This window comes from Cryptosporangium phraense (assembly GCF_006912135.1).
In the GTDB taxonomy this organism is placed as follows: domain Bacteria; phylum Actinomycetota; class Actinomycetes; order Mycobacteriales; family Cryptosporangiaceae; genus Cryptosporangium; species Cryptosporangium phraense.
In genome coordinates, this window is record NZ_VIRS01000008.1 from 45,071 (window position 1) to 69,568 (window position 24,498).

The window sequence follows — 24,498 nt, forward strand, 5'->3', positions numbered from 1 at the left end:
GAGGAGCCCACATGACTCCCGCAACCGCACGGCCCACCGAGCGTCTTATCACTGATGTCCTGATTGTCGGCGGCGGCGCCGCCGCGACCTGGGCCGCCGTGCAAGCGGCCCGCTCCGGCCGGTCGGTGATCCTCGCCGACAAGGGCTACGTCGGCACCAGTGGCGTCGCCGCCGCCGGCCGCGACGCCGCCTGGGAAGGCCCGGGAGACGACTCCTACGAGAAGAGCCGGGTCCTGGCCGAGACCGCCGCCCGCCTCGACGAGTGGGAGCTGGTCTCGGGCGAGCGCACGCTGCCCGGCCCGACCCACCTGCGCTGGCAACGCTCGCGCCTGCAGCGCCTCGGGGTCCGGATCCTCGACCACAGCCCGGTCCTCGAACTCCTCGTCGACGCCGACGGCGCCGTGGCCGGCGCCCGCGGTCTGCTACCCGGCCACCGGAACGACCGCGAGAACACTCCCGCCTACGAGGTCCGCGCCGCCGCGACCGTGCTCGCGACCGGCGGCTGCGGCTTCGGCGCGCGAGCGCTCGGCTGCGACGTCGACACCGGCGACGGCGCGTTGCTGGCCGCCGAGGTGGGCGCCGACCTGTCGGGAATGGAGTTCACCGAGGTCGTCCCGGTGACGCCCGAGCCCAACCCGGTGTTGACCACCGCGTTCTCGTCCTGGGCCCGGTTCTACCGGGCCGACGGTTCGCCGCTGTCCGGCGCCGACTCCGCCCGCGGTAGGGCCGTCGTGGCCAAGGCCGCGCTGAGCGAGCCGATCTACTGCCGTCTCGACCGCGCCGACCCGCCCGTCCGGTCGGCGTTACGCCTGGCCCAGCCCGCGTTCTTCGCCTCGTTCGACGCCGACGGCGTCAACCCGTTCGCGGAGAAGTTCCCGGTTTCGGTCGTGTTCGAGGGCGCGGTGCGCAGCAGCGGAGGCGTGCTGATCCGCGATGACGACGGCGCGACCGGCGTTCCCGGCCTCTACGTGGCCGGTGACGTCGCCGCCCGTGACCACGTCTTCGGCGAGGTTCCCGGCACCGGCCCCCAGAACACGTCCTGGGCGATCGCGTCCGGGTCCTGGGCCGGAATCGGGGCGGCCCAGTTCGCCGCGCGGCTCGGGTCCCGGCACCGTACCCGTCCGGCCCGTCCGGCCGGCCGGGCCGGTCTGCGGCCGACCGGCCCGGGGGTCGTCGACCCGGCCACGGTCCTCCGGACCGCCCAGGCCGAGGTCCTGCCCTACGACCGCGGTTCGCTGCGGCACGGCGACCGGCTCCGGTCTTCACTGCAGGTCCTGGACGCCATGTGGGCGCGCGCCCGCACGTCGCTGGACGGCGACGCGATCAAGGCGCGCCAGGCGGCCGCGGTACTGGCCGCCGCCCGCTGGACCTACGCGGCCGCCCTGGCCCGCACCGAGAGCCGCGGTGTCCACCGGCGGGCCGACCACCGGGCCATCGACCCGGCCCAGGCCCACCGGATCCTGGTCAGCGGCCTGGACGCGATCTCGACCCGCCCGGCCGCCGCCGACCGGACCCTTCAGCGCGTGTAGTCGTAGAACCCGCGTCCGGACTTCTTGCCGAGCAGGCCGGCGTCGACCATCCGCAGCAGCAGCGGCGGCGGGGAGTACAGCGGCTCCTTGAACTCCTCGTACATCGACTCGGCCACCGCCTTGGTGGTGTCCAGCCCGATCAGGTCGGTCAGCCGCAGCGGCCCCATCGGGTGGTTGGCCCCGAGCACCATGCCGTTGTCGATGTCGTCGGCGGACGCGAAGCCCGACTCGAACATCCGGATCGCCGACAGCAGGTAGGGGATCAGCAGTGCGTTGACCACGAAACCGGCCCGGTCCTGGGAGCGGACGACGGTCTTGCCCAGCGTCCCGGTGGCCAGCTCCTCGACCCGGGCCTGGGTCTCGTCCGACGACAGCAGCGACGGGATGATCTCGACCAGCTTCAGCACCGGCGCCGGGTTGAAGAAGTGGACGCCGATCACCTGGGCCGGGCGGCTCGTCGCCATCGCCAGCTTCATGATCGGGATCGACGACGTGTTCGAGGCGAAGATCGCGTCGGCGCGGGTCACGACCTTGTCGAGCCGGGCGAAGATCTCGAGCTTGAGCGGCTCGACCTCGGCCACCGCCTCGACGACCAGATCGCGGTCGGAGAAGTCGTCGAGCGACGTCGTGTACGCGATCCGGCCGGCCGCGGCGCCCCGCTCGTCCTCGGAGAGCTTCCCGGCGCGCACGCCCCGGCTCAGCGAGTGCGCGATGCGCTGCTGCCCGGCCTCCAGGGCACCGGCATCCACCTCGGAGACCAGGACGTCGAGACCGGCCCGCGCGCAGACTTCCGCGATGCCGGACCCCATCAGACCGGCACCGACCACACCGACCCGCTCGATCGTGCTCATTCGCGACTCCTTCCGTCGAACTAGACCTATCACGGCCCGGTTGGCTGTGAGCTAGCGGAGTAAGCGATCGAATGCACAGGCCACACGCCGTTGGCCCTTGTACTCTCGTAACAGGTCGCTACTGGCGCCGCAGCGGTGCGGAGTCAACGCCAGTCGATGCAGGCGTTGTGAACTTCAGCGTCCAGTGGATGGGGTCGTGAGCGTTCCGGAAGTGTCCGGCGGCCGTCCGCCGGCGGCGTTACGGGCGCCCTCGGGTGCACCGGCGTTGCCTGGTTTGGTCTTGCTCGGCGAGCTGGGCCGGGGCAACGACACCGTCGTGTACCGCGCCCGCCGGACGTCCCCCAACGGCACGTCCGCCCACGGCCTCGCGGCCGCCCGCCACCCCGACTACGCGGTCAAGGTCCTCGGCATCGCGGCGACGGTCGGCGACGACGCCCGCCACCGGTTCCGCCGCGAAGCCGCCGTCCTGGCCTGCGTCGACCACCCCGGCGTCGTCCAAGTGCATGCGGTGGGGGAGCAGGAGGGCCGGCCGTACCTGGTCATGGACCTGGTGGAAGGCCAGGCGCTGGCCGATCGGCTCGTCGTCGGCCGGCTGGACGAAGCGGCGGCCGCCGCGCTCGGCGCGGCGCTGGCCGACGCGCTGGCCGCGGCCCACCGGGTGGGGCTGATCCACCGGGACGTGAAGCCGCGCAACATCATGGTCCGGCCGGACGGCCGGCCGGTCCTGATCGACTTCGGCCTGATCGACGTGCGGGTGGCCGAACTCGGCCTGCCCACCCGAGGTGGACCGGACACCGGTGACACCGATCCGATGGACGCGTTCGGCCTCGGCCTGCGCTCGACCGGCGCGGTGGCCGGGACGCTCGCGTACTGCTCGCCGGAGCAGTCCGGGCTGCTGCACCGGCCGGTCGACGGTCGCTCCGACCTGTACTCGCTCGGCGCCGTGCTCTACGAGTGCGTCACCGGCCGGCCGCCGTTCACCAGCACCGACGCCGGTGAACTGCTGCACCTGCACGCGACCGCGCTGCCGCCCGACCCGCGCGCGCTCCGGCCCGACCTCTCGGTCCGGTTCGCGGCCGTGCTGGCCCGGCTGCTGGCGAAGGATCCCGACGACCGGTACCCGAACGCGAGCGCGCTGGCCGACGACCTGCGCCGGCTGCTGCCCAACGGCGCGCCCGGCGGGGCCGACCCGGCGCTGGTCGGCATCGACATGCGGGCGCCGCTCGCGCTGGTCGGACGCCGCCGCGAGCTGGCGACGCTGCTGGGCGCCTGGCGCCGGGCGACCACCGGCACCGCGACGATCGTCGTGCTCGACGGCCCGGCCGGCAGCGGCAAGTCCCGGCTGGCCGAGGAGCTGGCGGTCACGGTCGGGCCGCGCGACGACAAACGGCCGGGCCCGGTGGTCCTCACCGCCCGCGCGGTCGACGGCGCCTCTCCGCTGGCGCCGTTACGCACCGCGGTCGAGAACCACGTGCGCGCGGTCGAGCGACTGACCGAGCCGACCCGGACGGTGGCGATCCAGTGGCTCACCGAGGCGGCCGCGCCGGTCGCGTCGTACCTGCGCCCGCTCTCGCCCGCGCTGGCCGCGCTGTGCGACCTGCCCGATCCGGTCGACGACCCCGGGCGTCACCACTTCCCGGCCGCGGTGGCCACGTTCCTGCTCGAGCTGGCCCGGCGGGCCGGCGGGCTGCTGGTCCGGGTGGAAGACGCGCACGCGCTCGACGACGGCACCGTGCGGGTCATCGCCCAGCTGGTCGCCGAGCGGGCCCGCACCCCGGTCATGGTGCTGGCGACGTCCCGCGGCGGCACGGACCTCTCCGAGCTCGTCTCGTCGGCCGAGATGCAGGAGCTGATCGACGAGCGCATCACCCTCGAACCGCTCGACGCCGACGAGGTCGCCGAGCTGGTCGAGCGGCTGTCCGGGCGGCTGGGCCTGGGCAACGAGTTCGCCGCGCGCATCGCCAGGGCGAGCGCGGGCAACCCGCTCGCGGTGCTGCAGTACTTCCGGGCCGCGCTGGAGGCCGGGCTGATCCGTCCGGCCTGGGGGCGCTGGATCGTCGACCTGGAGGGCCTCACCCGGGTCCGTCTCCCCACCGACGTCGTCGCTCTTCTCAATCGGCGGATCGAGCAGCTCAGCGCACCGGTCCGGGGCATCCTGGTGGCCGCGGCCGCGCTCGGTGTCCGGTTCGAGCCGGGCATGCTCACCGCGGTCAGCGGCGCGTCGGTCGACGACGTCCGGGCGACGCTCGACGAGGCCGGGCGGCTGCACGTCGTCGAGCGGCGGGGCGGCAGCGACTACGGGTTCGTGCACGCGGGCATCCGGCGGGCGCTGCTCACCGACGCCGACCCGCTGATCCTCCGCCGGGTCCACCAGCGCGCGGCCGAGCTGATGGAACAGCCGACGCCGCCCGACCCGACCGATCCCGCCCAGATCTACCGGCTCGCCTGGCACCGGATGGCCGGCGAGGTCGAGCGCAACCCCGGCGCGGCCGCCAAGGCCTGTGTGGACGCGGCCCGGCAGGCGCTGGCCGACTCCTCGCCCCCCGACGCCGTGACCTACTGCGACCGGGCCGAGCGGATCAGCCAGGGCTACCGCATCCCGCTGCCGCCGCACTTCGCCGAGACGTTCGGCACCGCGCTGCACCAGAGCGGACGCTACGGCGAGGCACTCGACCGGCTGGCCCAGGCGGTCGAGCAGGCCACCGACCCGCTCGACCGGGGCCGGCTGCTCGTCTACATCGGTCAGGTGCACCTGAGCCGGTGGGAGGCCGACGCGGCCGACGTCGCGTTCGAGCGCGCGCTCGACGTCCTCGGGATGGCGCTCCCCGAAGGGGAGGCCCGGCTGGCCGTGTCGACGACCAAGGACACGGTGATGGCCGCGACCCGGCTGCGCACCGGGGTCGGCGCGGGCACCGCGACCGGCCCGGAGCGCGAACGGCTCCGGCTGGCCGCCCGGGCACTGGTCGGGCTGGCCAACAGCAGCGTGTTCGGGCTGCGTCCGAAGCAGATGCAGTCGTACGCGTACCGGGCGCTGCTGCCGGCGATCAAGGTCGGCGCGAGCGCGGAGTACGTCGCGGTGTGCGGGCTGATCGGCGCGGTGTCGGCCCGGCTCGGGCGGCACAGCCTGGCCCAGCGGGCGTTCGCGATGGCCCGGGACGCCGCCGACGAGCTCGGCGACCCGCACCTCGACGTGCAGACGTCGCTGATCGAGGCCCAGGCCTGGGACACCGTCCACGACGACACCGACGCCGACCGCGCCGCCGCGCTGCTCGGGCAGCGCGGCCACTGGCTCGACGTGTTCCACTTCCTCAACGGCATCGGCATGTTCTGCTGGCAGCGGCTGCTGCGTGGCGACGTGGTCACCGCGCTGGCCGCCTACCGCAACGGCGCGGCCCGGCTGCCGCTCGGCGACGACGACGCGTCGTTCGTCATGGTCGGCGCGGCGGTGACCGCCGCCTGCGGCCGGCTCACCGACGCCTACGAGCAACTGGCCGACGTCCGGGAGAAGATCGAGTCGCGCGTCGGTGCCGCCCCCGGCCTGGCCGTGATGCTGGCGCTCACCGAGGCCCAGGTCTCGGTGGAGGCCGGTGACGTCGGCGAGCGCTTCGACGAGGCGCTGGCCCGGTTCACCACGCTGGACGTCGAGCCGGACGCGCTGCTGTCGTCCCAGCGTGCGATCTACGTCTACCAGGCCTACGGACGGCTGGAGCAGTGCCGCCGGGTGATCCAGCGCAGCGGCGACGTCACCGAGGCCATGGCCGCCGCCCAGCGTGCGGTCACCGAACTCGAGGCGGCCGCGAACAGCGCGCGGATGCGCGTCCACGCGCTGATCACCCGGGCCGAGATCACCCGGCTGGCCGGTGACCCGCTCGGCGGCCTCGACACCGCGCTCGGCGCCGGGGTGGCGATCCGGGCCGCGTCCTCGTTGCTGGCCGAGTACGAGTCGGCGCGGGTGCGGGCCCGGGCGCTGATCGACCTCGCCGACCGCGGCGCGGCCCGCCGGGCCGCCCGGGAGGCGCTCGACCTGGCCAACGAGCACGGCTGGCCGCACCGCGCCGACTGGGTGAAGGCCGAGTTCGAGCTGGCCGGCGAGTCACCGATCGGGACGCACGACCCGAACTGGGACATCTCCCGCTCGACCGTCGACCGGCAGCGGCTGGCCGCGCTCGAGCAGGTCAGCTCGGCCGCGGCCCGGGTCCTCGACCCCGAGGAGCTGGCCCGGGTGGGCCTCGACGAGTCGGTGCGCATCCTGCGGGCCGAGCGCGGGCTGTTCTTCCTGCCCGACGAGCAGACCGGCCGGATGGTGCTCTGGCTCGGGCGCACGGCACACCAGGAAGACCTGTCCGGCCCGGCCGCCTACGCGTCCTCGCTGGTCGACCGGGTGCAGCAGTCCCGCCGGGAGCTGGTGGTCACCGGCACCGAAGACGGCGCGGCGCTGGGTTCGGAGAGCATGCTCGCGCACGGCATCCGCAGCGTCGTCGTCGCGCCGCTGGAGCTCGACAGCCGCCTGCTCGGCGTCGTCTACCTCGACAGCCGGCTGGCCAGCGGGGTGTTCCGCCCGGGGGACGCCGGCATCCTGACCGCGATCTGCCGTCACGTGGCCGCGGCCCTGGAGACGGCCAGGGCGGCCCAGCTGGCCACCGAGGTCGCCACCGTCCAGCAGGAGCGGGACGTCGCGAACCTGCTGCGTGCGGCCATGATCGCGGTGTCCAACACGCTCGACCCGGCCGAGGTCCTCAGCCGTCTGCACACCGCGGTGACCAAGCTCCTGCCCGGCGAGGTCTCCTGGCTGGTCGAGCGCGAGGAAGACGGCACGCTGCTGGTCTCCGGCGCGGCCGGCTTCGAGAAGGTCAGCCCGGCCACGCTGGAACGGTTGCTCGCCGTCGACGCGCCGACCGTGGTGCCGATCGGTGGTCCGGCCAGCCTGTTGGTCATCCCGCTCACGTTCGCCGATCCCGACGGATCGGTCCGCCGCGTCGGCGTCCTGCTGATCGCCGCCGGTGATCCGGACGCGTTCCGCGAGAGCCATCTCGGGCTGGCGGCCGCGCTGACCGCGGCCGGCATGGTCCAGTACCAGAACGCGCTGCTGTTCCGCCGGGTCGCGGAGCTGGCGACGATCGACGGGCTGACCGGCGCGACGAACCGGCGGTACTTCTACGAGACCGGCGCCGAGATGCTCGAGGCCGGTGGGCCGATCGCCGCGATCATGGTCGACATCGACCACTTCAAGCAGGTCAACGACCGGTACGGGCACGGGGCCGGCGACAAGGTGATCGCCGAGGTCGCGGCCCGGCTGAAGAGCGTGCTGGGGCCGGAGGACCTGCTCGGCCGGTACGGCGGGGAGGAGTTCGCGGTGCTGCTCGACGGCGCGGACTCCGACCGGGCCGAGAAGGTCGCGCGCGAGCTGCACGCGGCGGTCGGGGCGGCGCCGGTGGAGACCGACAGCGGGCCGCTCCCGGTCACCGTGAGTGTCGGTGTCCGGTGCGGCCCGGCTGACGATCTCGGGGTCCTGCTCGGTGCGGCGGACGAAGCGCTCTACTCGGCGAAGCGCGCCGGACGCGACCGGGTGGTGGTCGCGCACCGGGCGCTGGCCGAGGGGTGAATCTCTTAGGTGGCGGAGCCGCCTGATTTCTAGGTGGCGGCGCCGCCTGCCGGGCGGCCTAGGCCGGTCGTGTCGGCTCCGGAGCCGGTCGAACCGGCCCGGAGGTCGGTGTTCGGGTCGACGACCGCATCGGTGTCCTCGACGATCGGGGCCGGGCGGCCGAACTCCTCGGCCAGCTTGTCGCCGACCTCGTGCTCGGTCACGGCCGGGAGCATCGTGTCGACCGTGGCTTCGGCCGCCAGATCCTCGTACGTCTCGTGGACGGTCGACTCGATCGTGTCGCGATCGACCGCACCCTCGTAGCGCTCGTCGAACTTGTCGGTGATCCGGTCGAGCACTTTGTCGGTGTCCTCGAACGGGTTCTGGGTGGTCACGGCAGTCTCCCTCCTGGCTGCTCACTCCGCCCCTACCCCGTGCGGGTCGCACTTCAATCGGCTTGGAAAGTGAACTTTCAGGGCCCGAACGTCACGCCGGTGGCATAACCGTTCGTCACGTACGTCAACTGGCTCGGACGCGTCACGAGCGTCGTCCCGCCGTTGAAGCGCAGGCCGTGGAAGTGGACGCCGTCGACCACCCCGGCGGGGTTGCCGGTGACGACGAACGGGAGCGCCATGGGCGCGCCCGCGTACGTCACGTCGGTCGCGGTGACGTCGGAGAGTGACCCCGAACCGGTCACCTGGAAGCCGAGGTAGCGCTCCTGGCACTCCTCGACCCGGACGTCGGTGTAGTTGACGTCGCTGACGTCGCCGTCGTCGCGGACGTAGATCGAGATCGCGTCCCGGGCGTAGGGGTCGCTGCGGGCGAGCTTGTGGATGATGTCGATGTCCTGGTAGGCGACGTCGGTGATCGGCGCGCTGCTCTCCCGGCCGATCTCCAGGCCGTTGCCGGCCCGGCCGTTGAAGACGACGCTGTCGTGGACGAAGATCCGGGCGCTCGGGCCGGTCCAGGTGTCGTCGGACATGCTGCTCTTGACGGCGATCGCGTCGTCGTAGCTGCGGACGAAGACGTGGTCGACCTCGACGTCGCTGCTGGCCACCACGTCGATGCCGTCGGGGGTGCCGGTGCCGTCGGTGTCGAGCCAGTTGATCACCTTGATGTTGCGCAGCGTGACCATCCGGGACTTCCGGGCGACCACGCCCCAGTGCTTCTGACCGAGGAAGATCGGCCCGTCGATCGTCACGCCGGTGGAGTTGTTGATCCGGACCGGGCGGCCGTGGTCGGCCACCGCGGTGGAGTCGACGATGCCCCGGCCGGTGACCGCGGTGCCGTTCGCGCCCGGGCCGCCCTCGGTATCGGAGCCGATCTGGATCTTGCCGCGCAGGATCGCGCCGCCGGCCAGGTAGAGCCGGGTGCCGGCCGGGACCGAGTACGTCCCGCCGGTGCCGGCCGCGCCCGGCACGATCTGCCCGGACGGGTCGACGGTCCAGACGCCGGGGCCGACGTACCTGGTCGTGGACGTGTTGCCGGTCGGCGCGTTCGTCTCCAGCGGATTCGCGAACAGGAACAGCGGCGGGTTGGCGTCGGTATCGGGGCTGAGCTCGAAGCTGTACTGACCGGCGACCGGGATCGTGAACCGGAACGTCCGGGGCGCGGTCCGGGTCACCCGGACCGCGGCCGCGCGCGGACGGAGCACCGGCGACGTCGAATCGACGCTGGTCGTGACCGTGACGACCACCGGACCGCCGCCGAACGAGAAGTTCGTGAACGCGCCGAGACCGCTGGTGTAGACGAACGAGGAGCGACCCTCGACCGAGACGCTGTAGCGGCTGGTGGTGGGTGCGCCGGCCGGACCGGGATAGGTGACGACGGTGGCGGCCCGGGCCGGCGTCGGGATCGCCGCGAAAGCGGCGGCCAGGAGAACGGCGGCGAGCAGGTGACGTAAGAGCCTCATGCCTCCGGTCAACGACGGGCTGTCGTCCACAGTGATGTGTGGTGCCCGTTCGGCCACGGAGGTCCGGCCGGGACGTCGGTCACCGGCGTGAGTATCCGTCGTCGCGGGGCCGGGCGCTCACGAGGGGGAGCTGATCCCCCGAAGGGTGTACCTACCCGTCGCCTGTCCAGTTTGAGTCGCGATGTGTCTACTGCGGGCCGTGCCATCCAGGTGCCAAGAATGTCGTAGCGGGGGTGAACCATCCTCCGCGTATCTCCGTGGTCACGATGCGCGATGGGTCACGCGGCGCATTTACCTGCTTACCGATTGAGGGGCGTTCCGGGGTGAAATCGTTGGCTGCACTGGTCGCCGTCGTGGTGTTCTCCACGCTCGGCGGAGTGGCCGCGGCCGAGCCGCCTCCGTCCGGCGGGGCGACGTGTCCGCCCGGGCAAGACTGCGAGGTCCGGGCCGAGCGGCCGGCTCCGGCGCCTCCGGCGCCCGCGCCGGGCAACAACCCGGCGCCCGGGCCCACCGAACCGCCTCTGCTGCAGTGCAACATCGCTGCGCTCTGCCCGGTGGAGCAGGCGCCGCCGCAGCAGGCCGAGACCGCGCAGGACGTGGCGCTCCGGGAGTTCGCGAAGATCCCGATCAAGGGGCCGCAGATCGGCATCGTGCCCGGTCCCGAGGCCGGTAAGGCCGGGCTGGTCGGGTTGCCGGTCTGGCTCTGGACCGCGGTCACGCCCCAGACCTGGGGGCCGTTCACGGCGACCGCCACCGTGCCCGGCCTCACCGTCACCGCGACCGCCACGGCCGTGAAGATCACCTGGAACATGGGCGACGGACACCAGGTGACCTGCACCAACCCCGGTACGCCCTACCAGGCCTCGTACGGCAACGCGGCCTCACCGGACTGCGGCTACCGGTACACGAGGTCCAGTCGTAGCCAGCCCGGCGGGCGCTACACGGTCACCGGCACGACCAACTGGGTCGTCAACTGGGCCGGCGGCGGCCAGACCGGCACGATCCCGCAGACCCGGCAGACCACGACCACGATCCAGATCGACGAACTCCAGGTGGTGACGCAGTGAGCCAGACCGCCACGGTGACCAGTTCCGGGCCGGTGCCGGCGCCCCGGGTCGTCGGCCAGCGCCGGATCCGGGGTGGGCACCTCGGCCTCGCGGTCGCGCTGGTCGCGATCGGCGGCCTGCTCGCCGCGTTCGCGTTCTACGCCGCGACCCGGACGGGCGACTACTTGGCCGTCGCCCGCCCGGTCGCGGCGGGGTCGACGATCACCGCCGCCGACCTGGCGACCGTCCAGGTCAACAGCACGGTCGGGCTCTCGCCGATGGCCGCGTCGGAGCGGGGGTCGGTGGTCGGCAAGCGGGCCAAGGTCTCGCTGGTGCCGGGCACGCTGCTCACCGCCGAGCAGCTGACCGACGAGGAGCTCGTCGGGCCGGGCCAGCAGCAGGTCGGCATCGGGCTGAAGCCGGAGCGGATGCCGGCCAAGCGGCTCAGCCCGGGCGACAAGGTGCAGCTGGTGGCGACGGCCGCGGCTAACTCGGCCTCGGACTCCGAGCCTTCGGTGGAGACCTTCACCGCGACGGTCGTGGACACCTCGCCGCGGACCGATCAGGACGCCACCACCGTGGTCTACGTCGCGGTGTCGCAGAACGACGCGGCGCGAGTGGTGTCGCTGGCCGCGGACGGCCGGATCGGCGTCGTCCTGAGTGGGACGCGCTGATGGCGCTCGTCGCCCTGGCGTCGGCCAAGGGCTCGCCCGGCGTCACGACCGCCGGTCTGGCGTTCACGTTCTCGTGGGCCGCCCGGTCGGTGCTGGTCGAGTGCGACCCGGCCGGCGGGTCGGTGCTGGCCGGCTACCTGCAGGGCCAGGTCGACGCCGGGCGCGGCCTGATGCCGCTCGCCGTCGCCGACCTGCGTCACTCCGGCGCCAACGACCGGCTGGAGAGCGAATTCTGGGCTCAGCTCGTCGACCTGGCCCCGCCCGACCGGCAACGCCTGCTGCTGCCCGGGCTCACCGACCCGGCCCAGTCCGGGACGCTGGCCCCGCTGTGGAACCGGTTCGCCGGGTTCTTCGCCCAGCTCGAGTTCGGTGACCCGCCGTACGACGCGATCGTCGACTGTGGCCGCCTCGCCGCGCCCGCCACCCCGTGGCCGCTGCTCTGGGCCGCGGACGCCGTCCTGCTGGTCGTCCGCCCGACGCTGCCGTCCCTGGCCGCCGCGGTGCCGACGCTGGGCGCCGTGCGGGCGCAGCTGTCCGAGCGCACGGCCAGCCTGTCGTCGCTGGGGTTGCTGCTGGTCGGGTCCGGGCCGTACTCGGCCTCCGAGGTGTCGGGGCAGCTCGGTGCGCCGGTCGTGGCGTCGCTGCCCGACGACGCCAAGACCGCCGGGGTGCTCTCGACCGGGGGAGACGTGCGCCTGTCGCGGCCGCTGTTGCGGGCGGCGGCCAACGCGGAGGCGGCGGTGCGGGCGCTGATCGCCGAGCACCGTCAGCAGGTCCCGCGCCGGGCGGTCCGGAGGGAGGTGTCGGTCGGGAATGGGCATCCGTTCTGACGGCAGCGCGCCGTTCCCCGAGGGGCCGGACCAGTACGACACCCCGCCGCCTGCGACCGGGTATCCGGCGCCGGAACCGCGGCCCCGGGCCGAGGCGCGGTCTCGGGCTGAGGCGCGGTCACGGGGCGAGGCGCGGTCTCGGGGCGAGGCGCGGTCTCGGGGCGAGGCGCGGCCTGGCGGCGAGGCGCGGCCTGGCGGCGAGGCGTGGACGGCGGATGAGTGGGCTTCGGAGTCTCGTCCGCCGGTGGCGTGGCCCGCGGAGCCGCGGTCGGCGGCGGCTCGGGCGGGGGCGTCTCGGTCGGACGCGGTGCGGTCGGAAGGGGTGTGGTCGGACGGGGTGCGGTCGGTGGGGCGGGTTTCGGAGGTGCGGTCGGGGGAGGGTTGGCCGGATTCCTCGGCGGACGGCGGGCTGGATGACGGCTGGGCGGCGGAGGTTCCGCCCCCGGCCACCTGGCCGGCGGATGCGTGGGCGGGGGAGCCGGTGTCGGGGGCTGGAATTCGGATGTCGCCGGGTACGACGGTGTTTCCGCCGGAGCGGGCGGGTGGGGTCTATCCGGTTTCTGCTCCGCCTCGGCGCGAGGCGGAGCCGCCGAGCGCCGGCGCGCCGCTGGCCGGGCCGCCCTTGGGCGGACCGCCGTCGGGCGGGGCGCCGTTGAGTGAGCCGCCGTTGGGTGGCGCGCCGTGGGGCGAGCGGCCGTTGGGTGGGTCGCCGTTGGATCGGTCGCCGTTGGGCGGGGCGCTGGCGGGCGGGGGTGCGCTGTTCGGAGGCGGGTCGCCGTTGGATGGGCCGCGGCCGGGTTCCCTGCCGGTCGGCAGCCCGTCGGCGGGTGAGCCGCCGTTGGGCGGGAGTTCGTCGGCGGGTGAGTCGGGCGGTTCGGCTGGCGGAGGCCCGTTGGTGGGTGGGCTGCCGTCCGGGGCGGTGCCGTCGGCGGCGGGTATGCCGTCGGCCGCGTTGCACGCGGCGCTGCCGCCATTGACCTCTACAACGTCGACCTCCGCACCGTTGCCCTCTGCGCTGCCGCCCGCGACTCTGTCGCCATCGACTGTGTCCCCGCGGCCCTCGTTACCCCCGGCGTCGCGGCGATCGGAAGACCGCGCGCTCGGCCGCCCGCTGCCGCCAGCGCCCCGCCCGTTGGAAGACCGCCTGGCCGGCGCGGCCCGTCGCCCCGACGACCGCCCCGATGGACCCGGCTGGCTCCCCGAGGGCCCAGGCCGCCTGGAGGGCATCGGCCGCGCCGAGGGCCTGAACCACCCGGACGCATTCGCCCGGCTGGAGAGCTCCAGCCGCGCCGAAGCCCTGGCCCACCCGGAGACGTCCGGTCGCGCGGAAGCGCCCGGCCGCGCGGAAGCGCCCGGCCGCGCCGAGGGCCTGTCCCACCCCGGGGCGTCCGCCCGGCTGGAGGTTTTCGGGCCGACCGGAGGCCTGGGCCATCCGGAGACGTCCGGCCGCGCCGACGGTCTGTCCCACCCCGGGGCGTCCGCCCGGCTGGAGAGCTTCGGCCCGACCGGAGGCCCGGGCCACCCGGGAGCGTCTGGCCGCCAGGAGGGCTTCGGCCGAACTGAGGGCCTGGGCCATCCGGAGCCATCCGCTCGGCCGGAGAGCTTCGGCCGGGCCGAGGCCGGGTTCAGCCGGGACGCGGGCGGCTTCGGCCGGACCGAGGCCGCGGGGCTCCTCGAGGCGCCCGCCCGCGCCGAGGGCGGACCCGACCCGATCATGTTCCTCCCGCCGTCGGTACTGGACCCCTCCACCCGACCCCCGGCCCAGCCCGGCTCCCTACCCCCACCGGGCACAGCGCCAGGCGCAGGGCCAGGCGCAGGGCCAGGAGCGGCGCCGGGTGCGATCCCGGGAACCCTGCCGGGCGCGCTGCCGGGCCTGCCGCCCGGAGCGCTACCCCCGCCCGGGCTGCCCTCAGGGGCACTCCCCCCGCCGAGGCCGCACCCAGGCCGCCACGCCGCCCCCACCACCCAGGTCGACTACGCCGCCGTCCGCGCCCTGGGACGGCAGATCAGCGAGCGCCTCTCCCTCTGGCTCCGCAACCACGCCGACGCCTCCGAGGACGACCGCCGCCGGGAACGCGACCGGGCCGCCGGGCAGCTGGTCGCCGAGTGGGTCGACGCCCAGCGCCGGGCCGGCGTCCCGCTCGCCGCCAACGACGAACGCGCGCTGCTCGAGGCGGTCATCGCCGACCTCGTCGGCCTCGGCCGCCTCCAAGCCCTACTGGCCGACCCGACGATCGAGGAAGTCCACATCCTCGGCTGCGACCGCGTCCGCATCACCCGCCGGTCGGGCGCGGTCGAGGTCGGCTCTCCGATCGCGGACTCCGACGACGAGATGGTCGAGATCCTGCAGACCGCGGCCCGCCGGGCCGGCTCCACCGAGCGGTCCCTGTCGACCTCCCGCCCGGTCCTCGACCTGCAACTTCCCGACGGATCCCGCCTCGCCGCGGTCTACCAGGTCTCCCACCGCCCCTACGCGGTGATCCGCCGTCACTCCACGTTGGACGTGACGCTCCCGGATCTCGCCGGCGGGCGCCCCGACCTGTCAGAAATGATCGACCCGCTGATGGGCGAGTTCCTCTCCGCCGCCATGCGAGCCGGTCTGAACATCATGGTCGCCGGCCTGGCCGGAGCCGGCAAAACCACCCTGTTGAGAGCCCTGGCCGCCGAAATCCCCCGCCAAGAAGCGTTCGTCGTCCTCGAAGAATCCCGCGAACTCGGCCTCCACGCGTCCCCCCGCCACCCCTGGGCCATGTCGTTCGAGGCCCGCGAAGGCCACGGCGAACGCGACCTGGCCGGACGCCCGGCCGGTGAGGTCACCATCGCCGACCTCATCCCACTCTCCCTGCGCATGGGCGTGCTGCGGGTCATCGTCGGCGAGGTCCGGTCCCGCGAGATCGTCCCCATGCTCCAGGCCATGACCACGTCCCGCGGCTCGATGTGCACGATCCACGCCCGCACCCCGCAAGCGGTCACCGAACGCATCATCGAACTGTCGCTCTCGCACGGCAAGGACATGACCGTCGAGCTGGCCCGTCGGATGGCCGGCAACGCGCTCGACCTCGTCGTCTACGTCACCGTGCAGGACGAGACACCGATCGGCGGACGGAAGCACCGCTTCGTCTCCCACATCGAGGAGGTCGACGGGGTCACCGGCGACCGGATCTCGCGCACCACGGTCTTCGGCCCCGGCCCCGACGGACGCGGCGTGCCCAAGCACCTTCCGGGTCGCATCCGCGACGCGCTGCTGCGCGTCGGTTACGACGCGCGTGCGCTCGCCGGCTGGATCGAGGCCGGGCACGGCGCGTGGCGCTCGCCGTTGCAGAGCCTGCTCAACCGCACGCCGACGACGACGGCCGGGGTGATGGTGTGAACCTGCGGCTGATCGCCGGAATCGGTGGCGCGCTCGTCGTCGCCGGAGTCGTGCTGGGCGTGTTCGCGCTGATCGGCACCAGCGCTGCGGCCCGTCCGACGTCGTCGCGCGCGCTGTGGTGGCGACGGGTCTGGAACGGCGACGGGCTCAGCGCGTCCGAGCGACGCACCCGGCAGGCGTTGCTGCTGGGCGCGCTCGCGGCCGGAGCCGTGGCCTGGCTGTTCACCCGGATGCCGATCGCCGGGCTGCTCGCGGCACTCGCGGTGCCTGGCGTCCCGTGGTTGTTCACGGTCGGCAACCGGGAGAAGCGCGCGATCCAGCGGATCGAGTCGGTGGGGGAGTGGGCCCGCCGGCTCAAGGACATCACCGCGACCGGTGTCGGGCTCCAGCAGGCGATCGTGTCGTCGACGGCCACCGCGCCGGTCGCGATCACCACCGAGATCAAGACGCTGGCGGCCCGGCTCCAAGCGGGGTGGAACGGCCGGATCGCGCTCCTGCGCTTCGCCGACGACATCGCCGACCCGGTGTGCGACCAGGTCGTCGCCGCGCTGATCCTGCACCTGTCCGACCGCGGCGAGCACCTCGGCGACGTCCTGAACTCGATCGCGTCGGCGGCCGCGGCCGAGGTCGCCACCCGTCGCGAGGTCGAGGCGAAACGGACCCAGCCCCGGTTCGCGGTCCGGTTCCTCACCGGGCTGACGTTGCTGGTGCTGGTGTACGGCGCGAGCCGGCCCGACTACATGGCGCCGTACGGAACCACGACCGGGCAGCTGGTGATGGCCGGGCTCGGCGGCGTGTTCATCGGGTTGCTGATCTGGGTGCGGGCGATGAGCCTGCCGCCGCGCGCCCCGCGGTTCCTGTCGACGCCGGGGGAGGCCGAATGATCGCGTCCTGGCAGCTCCCGGCGGCCGTGCTCGGCGGAGCGGCGGTCGGGGGTGGCGCGTTCCTGCTGGTGCGGGAGGCGCTGCCCGCGGTGCCGGCGCTCGGTCCGGCGCTGCGCCGGCTGCACGAGCCGGTCGCCGTCGCGTCGCCGTCCGGCGGCTTCCTGCCGGGTGGGCTGCTGTCCGGGGCGGCGCGGCGGATCCGCGTCCCCCAGCGCGATCTGACGCTGCTCGGCCGCACCCGCGAGCAGTACCTGCTGTCGTTGCTGCTCTCGGCGTTGATCGGGCTGGCCACGCCGCCGGTCGCCGGGTTCATCTTCGCGGCCGCCGGCATCACGCTGCCGGTGGCGATCCCGGTGGCGGCGTCGCTGGTGTGCGCGGTGCTGTTCGTCGTCGTCGCACATCGGGACGTCCTCGAGAAGGCCGCGGCCGCGCGGGCCGAGTTCGTCCGGGCCGTCTGTACCTATCTGGACCTGGTCGCGCTCCAGCTGGCGGCCGCGCACGGGCCGGTGCAGGCGCTCGAACAGGCGGCCCAGGTGTGCGACGGCTGGGTCTTCCAGCGGATCCGCGAGGCGCTGCTCCGGGCCCAGCTCCAGATGCGTTTCCCGTGGGCCGAGCTGCGGCTGATGAGCGAGGAGATCGGCGTCGCCGAGCTCGGTGACGTCGGCGCGATCATGCAGTCCTCGGGCGCCGAAGGCGCGCAGGTGCAGCAGACGCTGCGGGAGCAGGCCGACTCGCTGCGCGATCAGATCCGCACCACCGACTTGGCTCGCGCGGAGTCGATCACGTCTCGGCTCGACATTCCGGGCGCCGCGCTGGTGTTCGTGCTCGTCCTGTTCGTGCTCTATCCGTTCATGACCCGGATCTGAGGGAGTCGCATGATCAAGCTGTATGTGGCGGTGTTTCTGCGGATGCAGGAGCTGACCCGGGAGCGCGATCGCGGTGACGGCCCCGTGCCGACCTCGATCATCATCGCCGGGCTCGCGGTGCTGGCGGCGGCGGTGGTGGCCTGGGCCACCACGAAGGCCAACAACGCGATGAACTCGGCTCCGTAGATGCGGTGGCCGCGTCCGCGGGGTGAGCGGGGGTCGTCGCCGGTCGAGCTGGCGATCCTCGCTCCCGCCGTGCTGCTCGCGCTGTTCGCGTCGATCCAGGTCGCGGCCGTGTTCATGGCCCGGTCGACGGCGTTGTCGGCGGCGCAGGAGGCCACCACGGCGGAGCGGGCGTTCGACGCCCCCGAGGGCGCGGGCGAGGACCGGGGGCGCGCCTTCCTGGCGCGCGCCGGTGACTGGCTGTCCGGCGGTCGGGTGACCGTCGTGCGTAACGGCGACGAGGTCACGACGACGGTCACGGGCACGGCGATCTCGCTGGTGCCGGGTTTCACGTTCGCGGTCTCCGAGACCGCCCACGGCGAGGTCGAACGCTTCACCACCGACGACGAGGACCCAGGCCCATGACGACGCTTGGCGAGCGAGCGATCGCGGCCGGGCGCGCGACCCGGGCACTGGGCGGCGGGCGGGCGGCGGACGAGGGGTCGATCGCGGTCGAGTTCGCGATCCTCGTGCCGGCGTTCGTGCTGCTGATCGCGGTGGCGGCAGTGATCGGGCGGCAGACCGTCGCCCAGACCGCGATCGAAGGCGCGGCCCACGACGCGGCCCGGGCGGCGTCGATCTCCCGGACCGCGGCCACCGCGCAGGCCCGCGGCAAGGCCGCGGCCAACGACGTCCTCGATGCGCAGGGCCTGCACTGCGACCCGGTCACGATCACGGTCGACACCAGCCAGTTCGCGCGCCCGGTCGGCCAGGCCGCCGCGGTCACCGCGGTCGTCTCGTGCTCGGTGAGCTTCTCCGACATCGCGGTCCCCGGCCTGCCCGGCAACCGCACGCTGTCGGCCACGTTCACCAGCCCGCTCGACATCTACCGGAGCCGATCGTGACCGCGCCCGACGATCGAGGCCGGGTCAGCGTGTTCCTGGCGATCGCGCTGGCCGGCGTCCTCATTCTCATCGGGATGGTCGCGGACGGCGGCGCGCGGCTGCGCGCGATGCAGCGCGCGGACAACATCGCGGCCGAGGCCGCGCGGGCCGCCGGGCAGGGCATCGACGGCGCGACCGCGATCCCCGGCGGGAAGAAGCAGCTCGATCCGGACCTCGCGGTCCGGGCCGCCCAGGACTACCTCGCGTCGGCTGATGTCACCGGCACCGCGACCGTCAACGACGACCTCGACGAGGTCGACGTCGAGGTACAGATCACCCGGCCGACCGCGATGCTCGGCCTGATCGGAATCAACACGATCCAGGTCACCGGCCACGCCACGGCCGTGCTCCGCACGGAATGACTCCGGAAGGTAGGCGTCGATGAGCTCCGCTACTGCGCCCCGAGGGCGACAGGTCCTGTCCGGCCTCGTCGCGCTGATCGTCCTCCTGGGGACGCTCGTGGGCGTGCCGATTCTGCTCGCGGTACTGGGCGGCAACCTGTTGCCCGACCACGTGCCGACGCTGGCCGAGGCCGGGCACGCGCTCACGTCGCCGGACGACGGCACGCTGTTCCTGCGGGTGCTGACGGTGGCGGGGTGGGTCGGGTGGGCGACGTTCGCGCTGTCGGTGGTCGTCGAGGTGCCGTCGGCGTTGCTGCGCCGGCCGGCGCCGAGGTTGCCGGGGTTGCGCACGCAGCAGCGGGCGGCGGCGGCGCTGATCGCGGCGATCGCGCTGCTGGTGGGAACGTCGACGGCGGCCAGCGCGGCCGTGGCGCCGACGTCTGTTGCGGCGTCCGTGGCCGCTGGGCATCCGGCGATGCAGCACGGCGCGGCGCCGTGGTCCGCGGCCGCCCGCGATGGGCTTCCTATGACGGGCGCGGCGCCGTGGTCCGCTGTGGCCGCGCGCGATGGGGTTCCGGAGTCGGCGACCGGCGCGGCGCCGTGGTCGTCGGCCACCGCGCGCGATGAGCTTCCTGCGGCTGGGACGGCGCCGTGGTCCGCGGCCGTGGCGCGAGATCGACTTTCGGCCGCGGAAGCGGTGCCCACGGCGGCGAGGGACGGGCTCCCGGCCGCAGGAGCGGTGCCGGCGGGGGCGCGGGAAGGCGTTCCGGCTCCGGCTGTGGGAGGGGTGCCGGCGGCGGCGCGGGATGGGGTGCCGGCTCCGGCCGTCGGGGCGGCGCCCGGAGCGGCGCGTGATCAGGTGCCCGCGCCCGCTGCCGGCGAGGTGCCCGGGGCGGCGCGGGATGGGGTGCCGGCTCCGGCTGTGGGGGCGGTGCCGGTGGCGGCGCGTGATCAGTTGCCGGCTCCGGCTGTGGGTGGGGTGCCCGCCGGGGCTCGGGATGGGGTGCCGGCGGCGGCCGTCGGGGCCGCGCCCGGAGCGGCGCGTGATGAGGTGCCCGCGCCCGCTGCGGGCGGGGTGCCCAAGGCGGGGCGGGACCAGATGCCGGCGGCTGCTGGGGGCGGGGTGCCTGGGGCGGCGCGTGATCAGGTGCCGGAGGCGGCTGGTGGGTCGGTGGGGACTCACACGCCGGCTCGTGGGTCGGAGGGGCGGCCGGCGTTGCCGCAGCGGGGGGCTTCGGGGCCGCGGGCCGGGTCGGGTGGGGCGCCCGGGTACACGGTTCGGCCGGTCGGAGGCGGGGGGACGTATGTCGTGGCTCCCGGGGATCGGCTCGCGGACATCTCGGCGCGGTTCCTCGGGGACCCGGACCGGTATCCAGAGCTCGCCGCGGCCAGCGGAGTGTCCGATCCGGACGAGATCCGGGCCGGTCAGCGCATCGTGCTGCCGCCGGGCGCGCGCGACCGCGGTGCGTCCCAGTACGCGGCCGGGCCGGTTCAGGCATCGTCGACGAGTACGTACGTCATCGCACCGGGCGATCGGCTCTCCGACGTCTCGGAGCGGTTCCTCGGCGACCCCGACCGGTATCCCGAACTCGCGACCGGCAGCGGTGTCGGTGACCCCGACGAGATCCGCCCTGGCCAGCGCATCCTGCTCCCTCCGGACGCCCGCGACCGAGGCGCCGATCCCCACGCCACCGGCCGGGTAGACCCTCCGACCGACCCCGACAACTCAACCCCAACCCCAGATGCCCCCGCCCCGGGCACTCCCGCCCCGAGCGCGCCGAGCAACCCGGCCCCAAGCAGGCCCGCCCCGAGTGCCCCCGCCCCGAGTGCCCCCGCGCCGAGCTCGGCCGCCCCAGCCCCCGGCGCCCCGGCCCCGGGCACGCCCGCGCCGGGCACGCCCGCGCCGGGCGCGCCCGCGACAAGTGCCCCCGCGCCAAGCGCCCCTGCGCCGAGCTCGGCTGTGCCCGCTCCCGGTGCCCCGGCCCCGGGTACCCCCGCGCCGAGTACTCCCACCCCGAGCGCGCCCGCGCCGAGCGCCTCTGCTCCCAGCGCCCCCGCGCCGAGTTCAGCTGTGCCCGCTCCCGGTGTGCCGGCGCCGGGTGCCCCGGCCCCCACGGCGCCCGCGCCGAGCGCCCCCGCCCCCAGCGCCCCTGCGCCGAGTTCGGCTGTGCCCGCTCCCGGTGTGCCGGCGCCGGGTGCCCCGGCCCCCACCGTACCCGCCCCCCGCACTCCCGCCCCGAGCACGGCCGCGCCGAGCGCCCCGGCCCCAAGCACAGCCGCGCCCAGCGCCCCGGCCCCGAGCACGGCCGCGCCCAGCGCGCCGGCCCCGGACACGGCCGCTCCGAGCACGGCCGCTCCGAGCACGGCCGCGCCGAGCGCGCCGGCTCCGAGCACGGCTGAGCCCCGGCCTAGTCACGACCTGCCCCAGCCGGCGCCCGGCGGCGTCCCCCAGAACGAACGCGTACCGGACCGCGCGCCGGACGCGGCGCCCCGGGGCGCCAGTGGGAGCGCCGACCCGGCGGCCGAGAGCACCACACCCCAGACCACCGCAACCCGCCCCGCCTCGCACGACTCCTCACCGATCCTCCCGATCGGCGTCCCCCTCGCCGGCGCCGGTCTGCTCGCCGCGCTGCTTCTGGCCCGCGGCCGCCGCCAGAACGCGTTCGTCGGCCGACACCGTCGGCACCGCGGCCGCCCCAAGCCAAAGCCCAACCCGAAACCCACCTCCAAGCCCGACGGTTTCATCGCCGCCCCGCCGCGCCAGCGATCCGAGCCTCCGCCGCTCCCGGTCCGGATCCCCGCGCCCGTGCCTCCGCCTCCCGCCGACACCCCCGAACCGCCGAACGTCGCCCCGGCCGCCACCAACGCCCGGCTCGACGCCGCCCTGCGCGCGCTCGCGATCTCGCTCGCCGACCGGTCCCCGGACGCGATGCCCGATGTCCTCGGCGCCTGGCTCGAACCCGACGGCATCAAGCTGATCCTCAGCCGTCCCTGTCCGAACCCGCCGTCGCCGTGGAGCGGCACCGCGGTCAGCTGGATCCTGGCCGCCGACGCCGAACTGCCCGACCTCGCGCCGATGCCCGCGCCGCTTCCGATGCTGGTCACGGTCGGCACCCGCGGCGGCACACCGCTCGTCCTCGACCTCGAACGCCTCGGGGTCCTGACGCTCACCGGCGACGAGTTCCGGGCCGAGGACCTCCTCCGTTACATCGGCGCCGAGCTCGCCGGCAGCCCCTGGAGCGACGACGTCGAGATCCTCGTCGCGGGCTTCGACTCCGAGCAGACCAACCACTTCGCGATGATCGGCGACGGCCGGATCGAGCCGGTCCCGACCGTCGCCGACGGCATCGGACGGATGCGCCGACGGGTCAGCCAGGCCCTCGGCGTCGAGAAGACCTCCGGCGGACGCCACGCGGCCGCCGACGAGCACGAGGACGACGACGAGTGGGCGCCGACGATCCTGCTCGCGGCCGATCCCGACCTGGAGGAGACGATCGCGCTCGGCGAGCTCGACGAGGAACTCGCCAAGACCGGGCGCTGCGGCGTCGGGATCGTCGCGGCGATCCGGGGCGACCTCGGCCGCTGGCCGCTCTCGACCAACTCCGAGGGTGGGATGTCGGCCGGCTTCCTGGGCATCGACGAGGCCCGGCTCGTTGCCGCCCGCCTCTCCCGCCCCCGCCTCGGCAGCCTGGCCGAAGAATTCGTCGACTCGGCCATCCAGGGCAACAGCAACCCTTTGACCTGAGGCGATCCCGCACCCCTTGACCTCAAGCGCACTGCAGCTTGCACGCTCTCCTACATGCCGATCTTCACCGACGCAGAGCTCGCCTACCTGTCGAGCCAACGGCTCGCCCGACTGGCCACCGTCGACGCCCGGGGCGTTCCCCAGAACAGCCCGGTCGGCTACTCGGTCGACCCGGACACCGGGGCCATCGACATCGGCGGGTACCACATGGGGGCCAGCCGGAAGTTCCGCAACGTCCGGCGGTCCGGCAAAGCGGCCTTCGTCGTCGACGACATCGCGTCGGTCTCCCCGTGGCGGGTGCGCGGGATCGAGATCCGCGGTGACGCCGAGGCGATCGACGGCCTCCCGGCCCAGGGCCACCTCAGCGGCGAGATCATCCGCGTCCACCCGCGCTGGATCCTCAGCTGGGGCCTCGACGGCCAACCCCCACGCGGCTCCCGCCGACTCTGACCCGAGGCCAAGCCCCGACGAGGCCGCGACCCAGGCCGCGACCCAGGCCGCGACCCAGGCCGCGACGAGGCCGCGCCAGGCCGCGACCAGGCCGCGCCAGGCCCGACCAGGCCGCGCCAAGCCGCGACCCACCCGCGACCCACCTGCGCCAGAACAACGCCGACCCCGGCGACACCCCCCGCGCCACTCGCGTACCGAACGGGACAATGGGCATGCTTGGAGATGTGTCCGGGCGGGACGTACGCGTAGGGGAGATGCAATGGGCTTGGTCGTGGGCGTCGACGTCGGCGGAGCGCGCATCGCGGCCGGCCTGGTCGACGCCGACGGCCGGGTGCTGATCCGGCAGACCGTCCCCACCCCGCCCCGCCCCGCCGACCTCGTGCCGTGCGTCCACGCCCTGGTCAGTGCGTTCCGTGGCGGGTACACGATCTCCGCGGTCGGGCTCGGCATCGCCGGCTTCGTCGACCGCGACCGGTCGACGGTCCTGTTCTCCTCGCTCGCCGGCTGGGCCGACGAGCCGCTCGGCGTCGAGCTCGAACGGCTGCTGGGCATCCGGGTCACGGTCGAGAACAGCGGTAGCGCGGCGGCCTGGGCCGAGTCCAGGTACGGCGCCGGCCTCGGCGAGCCGAACCTGGTCAGCTGCGTCGTCGGCACCGGGCTGGGCGGCGGGTTCGTCGTCGACGGGCATCCCTACCGGGGGCGGTTCGGCGTCGCGGCGGAGTACGGGCACATCCCGGTCGTGCCCGGCGGTCTGCTCTGCGGCTGCGGCAACCGCGGGTGCTGGCAGATGTACGCGTCGGGCGCGGCCCTGGCCCGGGAGGCGCAGCAACTGGCCGCCTCCGGCGCGGAAGAGGCGAAGCCCCTGCTCGCCAAGGCGAACGGTGAGATCGGCGAGATCGGCTACCGCGTGGTCGCGGCCGCGGCCCGCGAGCAGGATCCGGCCGCGCTCGCGCTCGTCGAGAAGGTCGGACGCTGGCTCGGCACCGGAATCGCCACGGTGGCGTCCGTATTGGACCCCGGCTGCGTGGTGATCGGCGGCGGGATGCTGAACGCGCTCGTCGGCGTTTCGGCGACCCCCGACTCCGACCCGGCCGATCTGCTGTTGGAGCCGGCCAGGGACGAGTTCCGCCGGAGCCTGCCCGGGCGCGGTTACCGCCGGGAAGCGAACATCGCCCCGTCCGCACTCGGCCCGGATGCCGGCCTGATCGGCGCGGCCGACCTCGCCCGTACCTACCGTTAGCACGTTTCAGTCCGGCCTCCGGTAGGGCCGACCGAATCGTTGGCCCGAACGGGCGCACCTCATCCGCCGTGCG

General features: G+C 74.4%; 18 protein-coding genes. 15 read left to right on the top strand and 3 right to left on the bottom strand.

All coding sequences use genetic code 11. From position 1 onward, the window contains the following. The first annotated feature begins 11 nt into the window (after positions 1-11). A complete protein-coding gene (locus FL583_RS13285; protein WP_142704923.1) occupies positions 12-1,529 on the top strand; it encodes an FAD-dependent oxidoreductase in 1,518 nt (505 codons plus the stop codon). Here the strand turns inward: FL583_RS13285 and FL583_RS13290 are convergent. Next, positions 1,517-2,380 (bottom strand): 3-hydroxybutyryl-CoA dehydrogenase, encoded by an 864-nt coding sequence (locus tag FL583_RS13290; RefSeq protein WP_142704924.1) that lies wholly within the window; start codon positions 2,378-2,380, stop codon positions 1,517-1,519. The genes FL583_RS13285 and FL583_RS13290 overlap by 13 nt on opposite strands. Positions 2,381-2,645: 265 nt before the next feature. On the opposite strand from FL583_RS13290, the gene FL583_RS13295 reads away from it, so the two are divergent. Then, on the top strand, positions 2,646-7,982 hold the full coding sequence (locus tag FL583_RS13295) for a diguanylate cyclase (protein WP_205752101.1): 5,337 nt from the start codon (positions 2,646-2,648) through the stop codon (positions 7,980-7,982). 29 nt (positions 7,983-8,011) lie between these two features. Here FL583_RS13295 and FL583_RS13300 read toward each other — a convergent pair whose 3' ends face one another. Both FL583_RS13300 and FL583_RS13305 read right to left on the bottom strand, forming a co-directional pair. Next, the gene (locus FL583_RS13300) at positions 8,012-8,356 is read right to left on the bottom strand and encodes a three-helix bundle dimerization domain-containing protein (RefSeq protein ID WP_142704926.1); all 345 of its coding nucleotides are present in this window, start codon (positions 8,354-8,356) and stop codon (positions 8,012-8,014) included. A 77-nt stretch (positions 8,357-8,433) separates the two neighbouring features. Then, on the bottom strand, positions 8,434-9,873 hold the full coding sequence (locus FL583_RS13305) for a glycosyl hydrolase family 28 protein (RefSeq protein ID WP_142704927.1): 1,440 nt from the start codon (positions 9,871-9,873) through the stop codon (positions 8,434-8,436). Positions 9,874-10,205: 332 nt separating this feature from the next. Between FL583_RS13305 and FL583_RS40910 the strand changes: the two genes are divergently transcribed. The 13 genes from FL583_RS40910 to FL583_RS13370 all read left to right on the top strand — a co-directional run bounded on the left by FL583_RS40910 (position 10,206) and on the right by FL583_RS13370 (position 24,425). Further along, entirely contained in the window at positions 10,206-10,940 is a 735-nt protein-coding gene (locus FL583_RS40910; protein ID WP_142704928.1) for an ATP/GTP-binding protein, read from the top strand. Continuing rightward, entirely contained in the window at positions 10,937-11,593 is a 657-nt protein-coding gene (locus tag FL583_RS13315) for an SAF domain-containing protein (RefSeq protein WP_142704929.1), read from the top strand. Before FL583_RS40910 ends, FL583_RS13315 begins: the two co-directional genes overlap by 4 nt. Then, positions 11,593-12,423, top strand: coding sequence for a CpaE/TadZ family protein (locus FL583_RS13320; protein WP_205752102.1), 831 nt, complete (start codon positions 11,593-11,595; stop codon positions 12,421-12,423). Before FL583_RS13315 ends, FL583_RS13320 begins: the two co-directional genes overlap by 1 nt. Before the next feature lie 1,714 nt (positions 12,424-14,137). After that, on the top strand, positions 14,138-15,793 hold the full coding sequence (locus FL583_RS13330; RefSeq protein ID WP_420843141.1) for a TadA family conjugal transfer-associated ATPase: 1,656 nt from the start codon (positions 14,138-14,140) through the stop codon (positions 15,791-15,793). Next, positions 15,727-16,677, top strand: a complete 951-nt coding sequence (locus FL583_RS13335) for a type II secretion system F family protein (RefSeq protein ID WP_420843139.1) — start codon at positions 15,727-15,729, stop codon at positions 16,675-16,677. The genes FL583_RS13330 and FL583_RS13335 overlap by 67 nt, the downstream gene beginning before the upstream one ends. Beyond that, entirely contained in the window at positions 16,677-17,543 is an 867-nt protein-coding gene (locus tag FL583_RS13340) for a type II secretion system F family protein (protein ID WP_420843142.1), read from the top strand. Before FL583_RS13335 ends, FL583_RS13340 begins: the two co-directional genes overlap by 1 nt. Positions 17,544-17,552: 9 nt before the next feature. Next, positions 17,553-17,729 (top strand): hypothetical protein, encoded by a 177-nt coding sequence (locus FL583_RS40090; RefSeq protein ID WP_170323629.1) that lies wholly within the window; start codon positions 17,553-17,555, stop codon positions 17,727-17,729. Continuing rightward, the gene (locus tag FL583_RS13345; protein WP_142704933.1) at positions 17,730-18,131 is read left to right on the top strand and encodes a TadE family protein; all 402 of its coding nucleotides are present in this window, start codon (positions 17,730-17,732) and stop codon (positions 18,129-18,131) included. After that, on the top strand, positions 18,128-18,610 hold the full coding sequence (locus FL583_RS13350; RefSeq protein ID WP_142704934.1) for a TadE/TadG family type IV pilus assembly protein: 483 nt from the start codon (positions 18,128-18,130) through the stop codon (positions 18,608-18,610). Before FL583_RS13345 ends, FL583_RS13350 begins: the two co-directional genes overlap by 4 nt. After that, positions 18,607-19,011 (top strand): hypothetical protein, encoded by a 405-nt coding sequence (locus FL583_RS13355; RefSeq protein ID WP_205752104.1) that lies wholly within the window; start codon positions 18,607-18,609, stop codon positions 19,009-19,011. Before FL583_RS13350 ends, FL583_RS13355 begins: the two co-directional genes overlap by 4 nt. Positions 19,012-19,030: 19 nt before the next feature. Then, positions 19,031-22,735 carry a LysM peptidoglycan-binding domain-containing protein gene (locus tag FL583_RS13360; protein WP_142704935.1) on the top strand — a complete coding sequence of 1,235 codons (3,705 nt, stop codon included), beginning with the start codon at positions 19,031-19,033 and terminating at the stop codon, positions 22,733-22,735. Positions 22,736-22,789: 54 nt separating this feature from the next. Beyond that, complete coding sequence (locus tag FL583_RS13365) at positions 22,790-23,185, top strand: PPOX class F420-dependent oxidoreductase (protein WP_142704936.1); 396 nt, start codon at positions 22,790-22,792, stop codon at positions 23,183-23,185. Positions 23,186-23,444: 259 nt separating this feature from the next. Further along, the gene (locus FL583_RS13370; protein ID WP_142704937.1) at positions 23,445-24,425 is read left to right on the top strand and encodes an ROK family protein; all 981 of its coding nucleotides are present in this window, start codon (positions 23,445-23,447) and stop codon (positions 24,423-24,425) included. Positions 24,426-24,498: the final 73 nt, after the last annotated feature.

Bases quoted from the DNA above. Each gene is read 5' to 3' on its own strand.
- FL583_RS13320 (WP_205752102.1), top strand. From the start codon at position 11,593: ATGGCGCTCGTCGCCCTGGCGTCGGCCAAGGGCTCGCCCGGCGTCACG.
- FL583_RS13330 (WP_420843141.1), top strand. From the start codon at position 14,138: ATGTTCCTCCCGCCGTCGGTACTGGACCCCTCCACCCGACCCCCGGCC.
- FL583_RS13345 (WP_142704933.1), top strand. From the start codon at position 17,730: ATGCGGTGGCCGCGTCCGCGGGGTGAGCGGGGGTCGTCGCCGGTCGAG.
- FL583_RS40090 (WP_170323629.1), top strand. From the start codon at position 17,553: ATGATCAAGCTGTATGTGGCGGTGTTTCTGCGGATGCAGGAGCTGACC.
- FL583_RS13290 (WP_142704924.1), bottom strand. From the start codon at position 2,380: ATGAGCACGATCGAGCGGGTCGGTGTGGTCGGTGCCGGTCTGATGGGG.
- FL583_RS13370 (WP_142704937.1), top strand. From the start codon at position 23,445: ATGGGCTTGGTCGTGGGCGTCGACGTCGGCGGAGCGCGCATCGCGGCC.
- FL583_RS13360 (WP_142704935.1), top strand. From the start codon at position 19,031: ATGAGCTCCGCTACTGCGCCCCGAGGGCGACAGGTCCTGTCCGGCCTC.
- FL583_RS13285 (WP_142704923.1), top strand. From the start codon at position 12: ATGACTCCCGCAACCGCACGGCCCACCGAGCGTCTTATCACTGATGTC.
- FL583_RS13350 (WP_142704934.1), top strand. From the start codon at position 18,128: ATGACGACGCTTGGCGAGCGAGCGATCGCGGCCGGGCGCGCGACCCGG.
- FL583_RS13305 (WP_142704927.1), bottom strand. From the start codon at position 9,873: ATGAGGCTCTTACGTCACCTGCTCGCCGCCGTTCTCCTGGCCGCCGCT.
- FL583_RS13365 (WP_142704936.1), top strand. From the start codon at position 22,790: ATGCCGATCTTCACCGACGCAGAGCTCGCCTACCTGTCGAGCCAACGG.